Raw genomic sequence first — 13,599 nt, forward strand, 5'->3', positions numbered from 1 at the left:
GGCCGGGCCGCCACCGCATTGGTCCAGAATGCGGCGATCCGGGCGCTGTGGAGGAGGCTACCCGCAGCAGGAGCAGGCTGCGTCGGGGTGCAGAACAGACCGGGGCGGCTACTCGTCCTGCAGCACGAACAAGCGGCGCACGACCTCGCCGGCGACGAGCGCATCCAGGCTCTCGTTGAGGTCGGCGAGCGGACGCGTATCGGTGTGCAGCAGCTCGACCGGCAGCTTGCCGTCGCGCCAGAGCTGCAGGTAGGCCGGAATGTCCCGGCTCGGCACGGAGTCGCCCATATAGGAGCCGAGCAGCCGGCGACCGAGCCCCGCGAACTGCAGCGCGGGCGTTGTGATGGTCTGCTCGGGGTGCGGCAGGCCGACCGAGACGAGCGCGCCGCCGCGGGTGAGCAGGGCGAGGCTCGCCTCCATGACCCGGGCGCTGCCGACCGCCTCGATGGCGAGATCAACACCGTCGCCGGCATGCGTGTTCACGAGCTCCGCTGCTTGCTCGGGCGATCCGGCGTGGTCGGCGCCGCACCGCACGGCGAGGGCTTGTTTTTCGGGCAGCGGATCGATGGCGATCACGGTCGTGCCGTCGACCTGCGCGGCGGCCATGACCGCCATCAGGCCGACCGCGCCGAGACCGAACACGATCACCGACTGGCCGGGCGCGAGGGCGCCGGTGCCCAGCACGGCGCCGATGCCGGTCAGGGCCGCGCAGCCGAACATTGCAGCAACCTCGAACGGAACATCCTGGTCGATCACCACGACGGATTCGCGGGCGACGACGGCGTACTGGGAGAACGCCGAGACGCCCAGGTGGTGGTTGATACGCTCCCCCGCTCCGCCCACCAGCACGGCCGAGCCGTGCAGCAGGTCGCCGGTTCCATTGGCCTCGGCGCCGCGGTGGCAGAGTGCTGGCCGCCCGGCCCGGCAGGCGCGGCAGTCGCCGCAGCTCGGCACGAACACGAGAACGACCCGGTCGCCGAGCTCGAGATCATCGATGCCGTCGCCGAGACCGGCAACGGTTCCCGCGGCTTCGTGGCCGAGCGCCATCGGCAGGGGGCGCTGGCGCGAACCGTCAATGACCGACAGGTCCGAGTGGCAGAGGCTGGCCCGTTCGATGCGCACGAGCACCTCGCCGGCGCGCGGGACCGGCACCGGAATCTGCTCAAACGTCAGCGGGCGGCTGTCGGCGTAGGGGCGCGCCGAGCCCGCTTCGCGAAGAATCGTGCTGAGCATCATTGTTGGAGTCATTCCTTCAACCTATCGCCAGTGGCCACGTACGCTGGGCTTATGACCACGCTGCGCAACCGGGTGACCGATTTCACAATGCGCGCCATGAATGGTGTGCACCGGATGCTTCTGGCCCTCACGGGCGGACGCCTCGGCTGGACCATCGGCACCATGCAGACCGTTGAACTGCACACGATCGGCCGCAGCAGCGGGCTTCCTCGGTCGACGATGCTCACGGCGCCGATTCATGAGAGCGGGCGGTATGTGCTGGTGGCGTCCAAGGGCGGCGACGACCGGCATCCGTTCTGGTACAGCAACCTCGTGGCGCAGCCGGACGTAGACCTGACCATTCGCGGGGTGACGCGGCCTTTTCGGGCGCGCACCGCGACATCCGCTGAGAAAGCCGCGCTGTGGCCGCGCATCGTGGCCGCCTACCCCGGCTATGGCGCCTACCAGGCAAAAACCGACCGCGACATTCCCGTGGTCATCTGCGAGCCGCGCTAACCCGGTGTTGAGGTTACGCTACGCGAAAGCGGCGGCGGCGGGCTTCCCTGCTTACCCTCGATGTCTGAGCGAGGAGCGGGTGACTCGCCGACTCCGCGGGCCGCCAGCGGAACGCGAGCACATCCCCCGGCCCACCTTAGGAAGCTGGGCCCGTGATAGATCATGGGCCCACTTTCCGGGCCCGGGCCCGGTGCAAATCACATTGCTAGGCGACGGGCTCGAGGGCCTCAGCGGCGAGGATGGCCGGGAAGATGGGCGCGTGCACGCCGGCCATCTCCTCGAGTACCCGAATGACCTGGCAGCTGTAGCCGAATTCGTTGTCGTACCAGACGTACAGCACGGCCTTCTGCTCGGTGACGATGGTGGCCAGCCCGTCGACGATACCGGCGCGACGCGAGCCGAGAAAGTCGCTGGAGACGACCTCAGGCGAGTCGATGTAGTCGATCTGCCGGTGCAGCGAAGAGTGCAGCGACATGGTGCGCAGGTAGGTGTTGAGTTCGTCCTTATCGGTGGCTCCGGCCAGGTTGAGGTTGAGGATGGCCATCGACACGTCGGGCGTGGGCACGCGAATCGCGTTGCCGGTGAGTTTGCCGGCGAGCTCGGGCAGAGCCTTGGCGACGGCCTTCGCCGCACCGGTCTCGGTGATCACCATGTTGAGCGCGGCCGAGCGACCACGGCGGTCGCCGGAGTGGAAGTTGTCGATCAGGTTCTGGTCGTTGGTGAAGGAGTGCACCGTTTCGACGTGGCCGTCGATGATGCCGTAGCGGTCATTGATCGCCTTGAGCACCGGGGTGATCGCGTTCGTGGTGCAGGACGCAGCGGTGATGATGCGGTCGCTCGCCAGGATGTCGCCGTGGTTGATGCCGTGCACGATGTTCTTGAGCGCGCCCTTGCCCGGCGCGGTCAACAGTACCCGGGACACTCCGGGGCATTTCAGGTGCTGCGACAGGCCTTCTTCGTCGCGCCATTTGCCGGTGTTGTCGACGACGATGGCGTCGTGAATGCCGTACTGCGTGTAGTCGACGCTGGCCGGGTCGCCGGAGTAGATCACCTGGATGAGCGTGCCGTTGGCGAGGATGGTGTTGTTCTCTTCGTCGATGGTGATCGTGCCCTCGAAGGGGCCGTGCACCGAGTCGCGGCGCAGCAGGCTCGCGCGCTTCACCAGGTCATTGGCGGATCCGCGCCGCACGACGATGGCCCGCAGACGGAGCCCCTGGCCACCACCGGCGTGCTCGATCAGGATGCGCGCGAGCAGTCGGCCGATCCGGCCGAACCCGTAGAGCACCACGTCGGTGCTGGAGCGACCGTCCCGTCCGTGCTGGCCGACCACATCGGCGAGTTCGCCGCGCAGGTATTCCTCGAGGGTGACTCGGTCGTTCTGCTCGCGAAAGCCGAGGGCGAGGCGGGCCAGGTCGACCGAGGCAGCACCGAGACCCAACCCGTCGAGGGCCTGCAGAATCGGCAGCGTCTCGTCGAGCGGCAACTCAACATCCGCTATATGACGCGCGAAGCGGTGTGCCTTGATTAGGCCGATGACCGACTTGTTGACCAGGCCGCGCCCGTAGACGCTCGTCACCACGTTGTTGTCGCGGTAGAGGCGGCCGATCAGGGGAATCATCGCCTCGGCGAGAGCCTCGCGGTTGCTCCACGTTGCACGGGCACGATCAGCGTCCTGGATCACAGGGTTGCCTTCCTTAACCTTCATTAGTCAGTATGGCGATATCCCCGGCCACCCAGGGCACCGGAGTCGTTCCTTACTCGTCGAGCGCAAGTTCCTTGGGAAGTTCGAAGTCCTTCGACGCGAGCTCTTCCACGTTGACGTCCTTGAAGGTCAGCACGCGTACCGACTTCACGAACCGGTCGGAGCGGTAAACGTCCCAGACCCAGACGTCCTTCATAGTCAGTTCGAAATAAAAGTCGTGCTCAGTGTCACGGCGCACCAACTCGACCTCGTTCGCGAGGTAGAAGCGTCGTTCGGTTTCGACAACGTACTGGAACTGGCCAACGACGTCTCGATATTCCCGGTACAGGGCCAACTCGACCTCTCGGTCGTAGTCCTCGATTTCGTCTTCTTCCATGGTGACCTCATCTTACAATGAGATTTTCAGCCACGATTTTCGATGTAAAGGGCTCGGTCCGAGCAGGTCGATCGCGCTCATGTGCGCCGCGCTGCCATAGCCCTTATTCGACGCCCAGCCGTAGCCAGGTTCGTCATCGTGCGCCGCGATCATCAGACGGTCGCGGTATACCTTCGCAATAACGGATGCCGCCGCGACCGACCCGCAATCCCGGTCGGCTTTGATGCGGGTCACGACGTTCAGCGGGGTGGCCAGCGCCTTATTCAACCAGTCGTCACTGCCGTCGAGCAGCACGATGCTGCCGGCCACGTCGACGCCCTGCGCATACAGCTCGGACAGGGCACGCTTGCCGGCCAGGCCGAGGCAGGCGATGATGCCGAGTTCGTCGACCTCCGCGGCCGAGGCGAGTCCGACAGCCGAGAACGTCGCCCAGGCCGCGGCGAGCGGCGCAAGAAGTTCGCGGCGCGGCTCGCTGAGCATCTTCGAATCGCGCAGTCCAAGGGGCATGGTCAGAACGGATGCGTTCACCGCGGCGAATCCGACGGCCACCGGCCCGGCGAGGGCACCGCGGCCGACCTCGTCGCACCCGATGACGAAGCTCGCGCCGCGGTGCAGCAGGTCGAACTCCACGTCGAGGGTGGGATCAGATACTGCCACTACTCGGTGCCCTGCTCGGCCTGCTCGACCTCGCGGAAGACGTCGGGGTAGTCATCGAGCCAGGCCCAATGGGCCAGCGGCCAGCTCACGACCAGAGCCCGCCCGACGACGTTCTCGACGGGCACATAGCCCTGACCGGCGGTCTCGCCGTTGAACCGGGAATCCTTGGAGTTGTAGCGGTTGTCCCCCATCATCCAGAGCGAGTCGTCCGGGATGGTCACGTCGAAGTCGATGTCGGAGACCTTGGCCTCGCCGGCCGGCAGCAGCACGTAGGCGGATTCGTCGAGCGGAACGTCGTTCACACTCATCTGGCCGAGGGCGTTGCAGCAGACGACGTGGTCGCCGGGCAGGCCGATGACCCGTTTGATCAGGTGGTCGTTACTGTCGGGGGCAGACAGGCCTACGACCGAGAGCAGCCAGTCGGCGCCGGCAACGATCGGGTTTTGCACGATCTCGGCCTGCGGCAGCAGCCATCCGCCCGGATCTTTGAATACGACGACATCGCCGCGCGTGATCGGGATGAGCTCGGGTTCGAGCTGGTTCACGATGATGCGATCGTCCACCTGCAGGGTGTTCTCCATCGACCCGGACGGGATGTAGAACGACCGAATCAGAAAGGTCTTGATCAAAAACGAGATCAGCAAAGCCACCACGAAAATGATCAACAGGTCGCGAATGAACAGCAAGACGCTGCGCTTCTTGCTGGGCGCCTTCGTACTTCGTGCCATTTTGCTTCGGGACCTCTTCGACTCTGACACCCGATGATCGGACCTGGAGGTGAGCACTTCATCTGTCATTTAACCGCCTGAGCTCCCCATCAGTTTAGGTGATGGGGAGCTCAGTAAGAATCCGGTTGAACCTTGGGTCAGCGCGAAAGTTAGCGCTTTTCCTTGATCTTGGCCTTCTTGCCACGCAGGTCGCGCAGGTAGTACAGCTTCGCGCGACGAACGTCGCCGCGGGTCACGATCTCGATGTGGTCGATGACCGGGGAGTGCACCGGGAAGGTACGCTCGACGCCGATCTGAAAGCTGACCTTGCGAACGCAGAACGTTTCGCGCACGCCTTCGCCGGAGCGGCCGATGACGACTCCCTGGAAGACCTGGATACGAGAGCGGGTTCCCTCAATGATGTTGACGTGAACCTTGACGGTGTCGCCGGCACGGAAGTCAGGAAGATCCTTCTTCAGTGATGGGGCGTCTACCGCGTCGAGAATATGCATGTTGTTTCGCTCTCTGTACCCGCCACAGGTCGACTACGCTAGGTGCTTCATTCGAAGCAATCAGTATGAGTTGTGCGCCGCACAAAGCAGGTTCCCCTGTGGCAGAGTCCTGCAGCGGCACAATCGCCTATTCTGCCATGAACGAGGCCCGGCTGCAAAGTCGGGCTCGATTGAGTTAGATGCAGTCGCGCTTTTCTTCGATGACGATGACCTCCGGGGTGCCCGTACGGCCAAAGCCGGGCGTTGGCCTGGTCGTCTTCGGCGACACATGGGGCAGTGGATGCCCCGGCGCGGCCGGTGCAGACTGCCCGCGTGCCGTCTGCTCCACCAGGTCGACCATCGCGCGCATTCGACGCTTGGCGGAGTCGAACAGCTCCCAGAGTGCAAACCAGAACACGGCCAGCCCGCCGACGATGACCAACACGCTGAGCCAGCCGGCGGCATCCGCGGAAAAGGGGATCGCGATGATGAGGGTGTGCCAGAGGGTGAGAACGCCGACGTCGGCGTAGGAGACGGCGCGGGTTTCGCGCACCTCTTTGCGCGCAAAGAAAAGGAGGGCGACGAGGAGAAGCCCGAGGCCGATGAGCACGGCTCCGAAGAAGATGCCCAGAACGGCCCAGGCGCCCGATCCAAAGATCGAGGACCCGACGAGGAGCCAGAGCGGCAGGGCTCCGGCGGCAATGAATTGCCAGTGGTAGAAAACGCGGCGGATGATCACCGCGCCAGTTTATCGACGGCGGCTGGGGCTTTGCTTGGCGTTCGCTGGGGGCAGAAGATCGGGTGACATCAGGTCGGGGCGCACCCGTTCGGTGCGTTCGATCTGCTGCTGACGGCGCCAGGTGCTGATGGCGCCGTGGTTGCCGCTGAGCAGCACGGGCGGTACGTCGAGGCCGCGCCAGCTGGACGGTTTGGTGTAGCTCGGGTATTCGAGCAGGCCGTCTTCGTGGGATTCCTCGACGAGGCTTTCCGGGTTGCCGACGACGCCGGGGATGAGGCGTCCGATGGCTTCGATCATGGCCATCACGGCAACCTCTCCCCCGTTGAGCACGTAGTCGCCGAGGCTAACCAGGCGCACCCGGCCGCGGGCTTCATAGTGGTCGACGACGCGCTGGTCGATGCCCTCGTACCGGCCGCAGCCGAAAATGAGGTGCTGCTCGAGCGAGAGTTCGCGGGCCATCGCCTGGGTGAACTGAGCGCCGGCCGGGGAGGGAAAGATGAGGATCGGGCCGTCGTCGGCGGCGTTGACGGCGGTCGGCGTTTCAGTTGCGGCAGCCTCGGTCGCTACGGCCGCGGCGTCGGTCGCTACAGCTTCGGTCGCTACGGCCTCGGGAGCGGCGCCGAGGATGGCGTCGAGGGCTGCGCCCCACGGTTCGGCCTTCATGACCATGCCGGCACCGCCGCCATAGGGCGTGTCGTCGACCGAGTGGTGCCGGTCGTGGGTGTGGTCGCGCAGGTTATGCACGCCGAGTTCGATCAGTCCGCTCTGGCGAGCCTTGCCGAGCAGCGACAGATCGAGCACATCGAAGAATTCGGGAAAAATGGTGACAATGTCGATGCGCATGGTCAAATTCTAGAAGAGTCCGGCGTGCGCTTTCGCCTCAAGGTACCGGCCGACGACCAAATCGACCAGCGGAGCGGGGGCTGGTTCGCCCGGCACCAGCAGTGGAGAGGTGACCGACTCGGCACCGGCGCTCTGGGCGCGGGTCAGGTCGAAGAAAAATCCCGGTGCCATCAAGTAGGTACTCACGGTGACGCTGTCGCTGCGGAGGCGGGCCTCGGTGACGGCGCACGCCAGTCGGGGCGAGGCGGCGGACAAAAAACCGACCGTGACGCGCACGCCGAGGCGCTGCGCCAGCATCTCGCCGATTCGGCGGCAGTCCTCGACCGCGCGTGTGTCGCTGGAACCGGCAGCGGCGAGGACGACCTCGCGGCCGGGCTGGGCGGTGAATCCGGCGGCGGCGAGCCGGTGCTCGAGCACATCGATGAGGCGATCATCGGGGCCGAGGGCCCGGGAGACGGTGGTCACGCGGCCGGGCACGCGGGACTCGCGTTGCAGATCGACGTGCACGTGATAGCCGGCGGAAAGCAGCAGGGGCACCACCACTGCGGCGCGATTCGGGCGCAGCGCGCCGAGGCTGGCCGCGATATCCGGTTGTTGCACGTCAACGAAACCGCCGGTCACGCTCAGATCGGGGCGCGCGAGCGCGACGGCATCGACGAGGGCGGCAATGGCGGCCTGCCCGTCAGCAGAACTCGTGCCGTGCGAGATGGCGACGAGCGCGGCGGGTAGTGCCGTCTGGGGCGCGGCATCCGCTTGATTGCTGCGGGGTCGATCCGCTCGCACCTGGTCGGTGCGAGCCTGGGGGGCGCGAGCCGGAATGGTTCGCACCTGGTCGGTTCTGAGTCGTTCGCCGAGCAGGGTCATGCGGCACTGAGTAGTTCGGGGGCGTACCGTTTAGTCTCGACGGCGACCTCGATGAAACCGCCGACCACGCGGGTTTCGTAGGTGTTCAGTACGAGCGTCGGGTTGGTGAAGCATTCTCCGGTGCCGAGATCATAGACCTCTTTGTGCAGCGGGGAGGCGATGGTGGGGCGGTCGCCCTTGGAGCCGACGATGCCGCGGGCCATGACGTGGGCCTCGGTGTGCGGGTCGCGGTGGTCGACGGCGTAGATTTCGGTGGGCGAGAGCAGAAACAGGGCGATCTGGTTTTCGCGGATGAGGGCCGCTTCGCCCCAGCTGAGTTCCAGATCGGCCACGGCGCAGGCGCGCTCCCAGACCAAGGTGGGGCGGGTCAGTGCAACGGTAGGGCGAAACTCGGCGGTTGTCATCGTCATGGTGCGCTCCCTGGGTTGTCGCGTTTGTGCGTTGATCCCACGGTAGGCGGGCCATATTTCGACCAGACGCCCCCTATGTTTCCTCGCCGTGAAACTCGCCTCACAGCGGGGGTGCGCCGCTGTGGGGCTTTCGACCAGCACGGGACACACGAGCGACACGAGGGGGAAACTGCCCCGAACTACGCTCACAATTGCCCCGCTTCGAAAGGATGCTGATGCCAGCTTCGAATGAAACCGCTTCCGCGTATTCTGCCCCAGACCCTGCAACAACCGCTGGGACTGCGACACACGCCGTCACATCGACGAGCAAAGTGGATGCCGCTATTCCCGCTGCCGAGACGCCGCGCCGGGTCATCGTGATCGGCGGCGGACCCGCTGCCCACCGCCTCACCGACGCCCTGCACTCCCGCGACACCGAGCACACCCTGTCGATCGTCGTGCTGGCCGAGGAGAACCACCGCCCCTACGACCGGGTCGCGCTGAGCCAGCGGCTCGCCGGAATGATCGACCTCACTCTGGAGCCCACCGCGCCGTGGGACAGCGAACGGATCGCCCTGCGCATCAACGAACGCGCCACCCGCATCGACCGGGTCAACCAGACAGTCACAACCGGGGCCGGAGCCGTGCTCGAGTATGACGACCTCGTGCTCGCCACCGGGTCAAGCGCGCCCGTTCCGGAGATGCCCGGTCGCGATCACATTCGGGTGTACCGCACCGTCGACGACGTCGACGCCCTCGTCGACGAACTCGCCGCCCTCACGGCCTCACTCGGCCGCACCCCCAAGGTCGTCGTGGCCGGCGGCGGATTGCTCGGCCTCGAAGCGGCCGGCGGACTGCACAAGCTCGGCGCCGAATCCGCCATCGTACACTCCGGCGGCTGGCTGATGTCGGCCCAGCTCGACGAGGGCGGCGGACAGGCCCTCGGCCGGCTCATCGTGGCCCAGGGCATCGAGCTGCACCTCGGCACTCGGGCCCGCACCATTCTCACGAACGATGACAACACCGCAGTGACCGGCCTGCAACTCGGCAACGGCCGTACGATCGCCGCCGATATGGTCGTCTACGCGATCGGCATCTCCCCGCGCGACGAGCTCGCCCGGGACGCCGGACTCGCCGTCGGTACCCGCGGCGGCGTCACGATCGGCAACGACTGCCGCACGAGCGATGCGAATATTTGGGCCATCGGCGAGGTTGCCAGCTGGAACGACCGCTGCGTCGGCCTCGTCGCCCCGGCCAACGCCATGGCCGAGGTCGTGGCCGACCGGCTGCTCGGTGGCAGCGCCGAGTTCACAACCGTCGACGAGGCCACCAAGCTCAAGCTCTCCGGCGTCGACGTCGCGAGTTTCGGCGACGCACTTGCCACCACGGCGGGGTCGCTCGAAATCGTCTACGCCGACCCGGCCCGCGGCCTGTACCAAAAGCTCGTCATGACCGACGACGCCAAGACCCTGCTCGGCGGCATCTTCGTCGGCGACGCCACGCCCTACTCGGCCCTGCGCCCCATGGTCGGCCGCGAGCTCAGCAGCGAACCCGCCGCCTACCTCTCGGCCGCCGGCACCGAGGCTCCGGCCGGCGACGAACTGCCCGACGACGCGCTGGTCTGTTCCTGCAACATGGTCTCGGCCGGAACGGTGCGGAGCGCCGTGCGCGGCGACGATGTGAACAATGAACACCAAACGGAAGCTTGCACCGAACTCGGCGCGCTCAAGGTGTGCACCCGGGCCGGCACCCAGTGCGGGTCGTGCGTGCCGCTGGTCAAGAAGATCCTCGAGGCCGAGCTGACGGCATCCGGTCAAACCGTGTCGCACGCGCTGTGCGAACACTTCGAGTTAAGCCGGCAGGAACTGTTCGAATCGGTGCGGGTGCTCGGCCTCTCGTCGAGCGATGAGATCTTCTCCCGCTTTGGAACCGGCCGCGGCTGCGATGTCTGCAAGCCCGCCCTCGGCTCGGTTCTGGCCAGTCAGAACACCGCCTACATTTTGGATGCCGGCCGCGGCACCCTGCAGGACACCAACGACCGCGCCATGGCCAATATGCAAAAAGACGGCACCTACTCCGTCGTTCCGCGCATTCCGGGCGGCGAGATCACTCCGACCAAACTCGCCGTGATCGCGCAGGTCGCTCTCGATTTCGACCTTTACACCAAGATCACCGGCGGCCAGCGAATCGACCTGTTCGGTGCCCGGTTGGAGCAGCTGCCGGACATCTGGCGAATCCTGGTCGACGCCGGATTCGAATCCGGGCAGGCCTACGGCAAGGCGCTGCGCAACGTGAAATCGTGCGTCGGGTCAACCTGGTGCCGATTCGGAGTACAGGATGCCGTCGGCCTCGCGATCCGCCTTGAACTGCGTTACCGCGGGCTGCGCGCGCCGCACAAGTTCAAGTTCGGGGTCTCGGGCTGCGCCCGCGAGTGTGCAGAGGCCCGCGCCAAGGATGTCGGCATCATCGCGAGCGACAACGGCTGGAACATGTATGTCGGCGGCAATGGCGGCTTTCAGCCGGCCCACGGGCAGCTACTCGCGACCGACCTCGACGAAGAAACCTTGATCAAGTACATCGACCGCTACATGATGTATTACATTCGCACGGCCGATCGGATGCAGCGCACCGCCCGTTGGATGGAAGACCTCGAGGGCGGCCTGGAGCACGTGCGCGACGTGGTTATCAATGATTCGCTCGAATTGGCCGAGGAACTCGAACAGGCCATGCTCGCCCACGTCGACAACTATGAGGACGAGTGGGCGGCGACGCTCGCTGATCCGGAGCGGTTGCGCCGGTTCCGTTCCTTCGTGAACGCGCCGACCGAACCCGACCCGAGCATCGTGCTCGTTACGGAGCGTGACCAAATCCGGCCGGCGACCCCGGCCGAGCGAGCCTCGTCGAGTACTGTTCTCCTAAGCGGAAGCCGCATTCCTGTACGAAAAGAGTAAGCAAATGACAGCCCAGAATTCCCGAACGACTGGGTCAGTCAGCACCGGATCAGTCACACTCGTGGGCGGGGGCCCCGGCGCCGCCGGACTGCTGACCGTCGCAGCAGTGACGGCCATCGCTCAAGCGGATGTCGTGTTGTTCGACCGCCTCGCCCCGAACGACGAACTCGCCCTGCTCGCGCCCCACGCGGTCCTCATCGACGTCGGCAAGCGCGCCGGCAGCCATCCGGTCTCGCAGACCGGCATCGAAGAACTCATTGTCGAACATGCCCTGGCTGGCAAGCGCGTGGTGCGGCTCAAGGGAGGCGACCCCTATGTCTTCGGGCGCGGCAGCGAAGAAGTTCTGGCTTGCCACCGCAACGGCATTCCAGTGACCGTGATTTCCGGCGTCACCAGTGCGATCGCCGTTCCGGCGGCGGCGGGAATCCCGCTCACCCACCGCGGCATCAGCCACGCGTTCACCGTGATCAGCGGCCACGCGCCGCTCACCGACAACGAGCTCGAGGGTCTCACTCTGCTCGGCAGCACCATCGTCGTGCTGATGGGAGTCGGCACGTTGCCGACCCTGAGCCAGGGCCTGCTCCGCCACGGCATGCCAGTCGGCATGCCGGTGGCGATTATCGAGCGCGGCTTCAGTGCCACCCAGCGCACGACCGTGAGCACGCTCGCGACGGTGCTGGCCGATGCGGCCGCGGCCGGCGTACGCAGCCCCGCCGTGCTGGTCGTCGGCGAGGTCGTACGCCTCGCGTTCAGCGGTGACGCGGCCGCGAACGACCTCGTGACCCGCGCCGCCGAATTTTCGGTGACCGACTGATGGCGGCGACGAACGACGGGGCCGAGGCTGCTTCGGGAGGCGAGCCGGCGGCATCCGCTTCGCAGCTGCCGGCACCGGACCGGCAGGCGCAGCACGTACGCCTGCCGGGAGCGACCGAGCCCATTAAGGTCGCTGCCCCGTTTCTGCAGCCAAACCAGCTCGAGGGATTTCGCATCGGCGTGACCAGTGATCGCCGCTCGAGCGACCTGATCGACGCCTTCGAACGACGCGGCGCGCGGGTCGTGCACGCACCGACGCTGCGCATCGCCCACTCGCAGCAGGATGGCCCGCTGCTCGACGATACCCGCACCATGATCGCCGCGCGGCCCGATCTACTGCTCGCGACGACCGGCTACGGCGTACGGCGCTGGTTCGAGGTGGCCGAGGCCGACGGAATCGGCTCCGAACTGACCGATGCGCTCGCCGACACCACGATTCTGGTGCGAGGGCCCAAGGCCCGCGGCGGCATTCGCGCAACCGGGCTCAATGACTCTGGAATGAGCGATTCAGAGACGACCGCCTCGCTCGTTGACAAGGTTTTGGCCGAGTATCCGCCGGGACTGACCATCGGAATTCAGGTGCACGGGGCCACCGATGAGGTACAACTCGACCGGCTGCGCGCCGTGCATCAGCGTGTGCTCGTCGTGGCGCCGTACCGCTGGATTGCCATGGACGACAGCGACGCGCGCGTCTACAAGCTTGTCGAGGCCATCTGCTCCCGTCAGCTGGACTGCGTCACCTTCACGAGCGCCCCGGCCGTGCACGCCCTGTTCACCGCGGCAGAGGGAATGGATGTCTACCCCGAGCTGATTGCAGCGTTACAGACTCAGGTCTGCGCGGCCGCCGTCGGACCGGTGACCAGTGCGCCGCTGATTGCCGCGGGGATCGCGCCGATTCAACCGACCCGGTTTCGCATGGGCGCGTTGATTCGCCTGGTTTGCGAACACCTGGAACAGAACATGGTCGAGCGCATCGAAACCCAGAACGGACTCTTGCAGTTGCGTGGTTCGATCGTGCAGATCGGCGAGGAACGCGTGCAGCTTCCCCCGACGGCACTCGCCATTCTGCGCGCTCTCGTGCGGGCGCGCGGAGCGGTCGTCTCCCGCGAAGACCTCGCGCTGGCCGGCTACTCCGACGATCACGCCATGGAGGTATCGCTCAGCCGCCTGCGGCAGACGCTCGCCGTGCCCGGACTGGTTGCAACCGTGGTCAAACGAGGCTACCGGCTCAACGTGTAGGCCGGGCGGTACCACTCGTGACCGGCGCCTCGCCCTGCGCGGGAACTGCGCCAGTACGCGGGAGTTGCGCCTCCCGCGCAGCGGCGCAAGTCCCGCG

Annotated in this window: 14 protein-coding genes; 4 read left to right on the top strand and 10 right to left on the bottom strand. The window is 66.2% G+C overall.

Annotation, left to right across the window (positions count from 1 at the left end; genetic code table 11):
• Window positions 1-108 precede the first annotated feature (108 nt).
• Window positions 109-1,248: an alcohol dehydrogenase catalytic domain-containing protein gene (locus E3T41_RS09910; RefSeq protein ID WP_104132573.1), complete on the bottom strand. Its 1,140-nt coding sequence runs from the start codon at window positions 1,246-1,248 to the stop codon at window positions 109-111.
• A 39-nt stretch (window positions 1,249-1,287) separates the two neighbouring features.
• On the opposite strand from E3T41_RS09910, the gene E3T41_RS09915 reads away from it, so the two are divergent.
• Window positions 1,288-1,731, top strand: a complete 444-nt coding sequence (locus E3T41_RS09915) for a nitroreductase family deazaflavin-dependent oxidoreductase (RefSeq protein ID WP_092449216.1) — start codon at window positions 1,288-1,290, stop codon at window positions 1,729-1,731.
• 205 nt (window positions 1,732-1,936) lie between these two features.
• On the opposite strand, the gene E3T41_RS09920 is transcribed toward E3T41_RS09915, so the two are convergent.
• The 9 genes from E3T41_RS09920 to nirD all read right to left on the bottom strand — a co-directional run bounded on the left by E3T41_RS09920 (window position 1,937) and on the right by nirD (window position 8,520).
• A complete protein-coding gene (locus E3T41_RS09920) occupies window positions 1,937-3,436 on the bottom strand; it encodes a glyceraldehyde-3-phosphate dehydrogenase (protein WP_092449217.1) in 1,500 nt (499 codons plus the stop codon).
• 49 nt (window positions 3,437-3,485) lie between these two features.
• Window positions 3,486-3,809, bottom strand: coding sequence for a DUF2469 family protein (locus E3T41_RS09925; protein WP_092449218.1), 324 nt, complete (start codon window positions 3,807-3,809; stop codon window positions 3,486-3,488).
• A gap of 12 nt (window positions 3,810-3,821) precedes the next feature.
• Entirely contained in the window at window positions 3,822-4,466 is a 645-nt protein-coding gene (locus E3T41_RS09930) for a ribonuclease HII (RefSeq protein WP_134478376.1), read from the bottom strand.
• Complete coding sequence (lepB, locus tag E3T41_RS09935) at window positions 4,466-5,194, bottom strand: signal peptidase I (protein WP_092449220.1); 729 nt, start codon at window positions 5,192-5,194, stop codon at window positions 4,466-4,468. Before lepB ends, E3T41_RS09930 begins: the two co-directional genes overlap by 1 nt.
• Before the next feature lie 149 nt (window positions 5,195-5,343).
• Entirely contained in the window at window positions 5,344-5,685 is a 342-nt protein-coding gene (gene rplS, locus E3T41_RS09940) for a 50S ribosomal protein L19 (RefSeq protein ID WP_092108884.1), read from the bottom strand.
• Window positions 5,686-5,860: 175 nt separating this feature from the next.
• Window positions 5,861-6,403 carry an MFS transporter gene (locus tag E3T41_RS09945; RefSeq protein ID WP_134478378.1) on the bottom strand — a complete coding sequence of 181 codons (543 nt, stop codon included), beginning with the start codon at window positions 6,401-6,403 and terminating at the stop codon, window positions 5,861-5,863.
• Window positions 6,404-6,412: 9 nt separating this feature from the next.
• Window positions 6,413-7,246: a tRNA (guanosine(37)-N1)-methyltransferase TrmD gene (trmD, locus tag E3T41_RS09950; protein ID WP_104132578.1), complete on the bottom strand. Its 834-nt coding sequence runs from the start codon at window positions 7,244-7,246 to the stop codon at window positions 6,413-6,415.
• A 9-nt stretch (window positions 7,247-7,255) separates the two neighbouring features.
• On the bottom strand, window positions 7,256-8,110 hold the full coding sequence (locus tag E3T41_RS09955) for a sirohydrochlorin chelatase (protein ID WP_092449223.1): 855 nt from the start codon (window positions 8,108-8,110) through the stop codon (window positions 7,256-7,258).
• A complete protein-coding gene (gene nirD, locus E3T41_RS09960) occupies window positions 8,107-8,520 on the bottom strand; it encodes a nitrite reductase small subunit NirD (RefSeq protein WP_241991113.1) in 414 nt (137 codons plus the stop codon). Before nirD ends, E3T41_RS09955 begins: the two co-directional genes overlap by 4 nt.
• A gap of 311 nt (window positions 8,521-8,831) precedes the next feature.
• On the opposite strand from nirD, the gene nirB reads away from it, so the two are divergent.
• Genes nirB through E3T41_RS09975 form a run of 3 tightly spaced genes read left to right on the top strand, consistent with a single transcriptional unit; the run spans window position 8,832 to window position 13,502 of the window.
• Window positions 8,832-11,450, top strand: a complete 2,619-nt coding sequence (nirB, locus tag E3T41_RS09965; RefSeq protein WP_241991114.1) for a nitrite reductase large subunit NirB — start codon at window positions 8,832-8,834, stop codon at window positions 11,448-11,450.
• A gap of 4 nt (window positions 11,451-11,454) precedes the next feature.
• Complete coding sequence (cobA, locus tag E3T41_RS09970) at window positions 11,455-12,264, top strand: uroporphyrinogen-III C-methyltransferase (protein WP_134478382.1); 810 nt, start codon at window positions 11,455-11,457, stop codon at window positions 12,262-12,264.
• Window positions 12,264-13,502: a uroporphyrinogen-III synthase gene (locus E3T41_RS09975; RefSeq protein WP_134478384.1), complete on the top strand. Its 1,239-nt coding sequence runs from the start codon at window positions 12,264-12,266 to the stop codon at window positions 13,500-13,502. Before cobA ends, E3T41_RS09975 begins: the two co-directional genes overlap by 1 nt.
• Window positions 13,503-13,599: the final 97 nt, after the last annotated feature.

This window comes from Cryobacterium sp. Hh38 (assembly GCF_004403235.1).
In the GTDB taxonomy this organism is placed as follows: Bacteria; Actinomycetota; Actinomycetes; order Actinomycetales; family Microbacteriaceae; genus Cryobacterium; species Cryobacterium levicorallinum.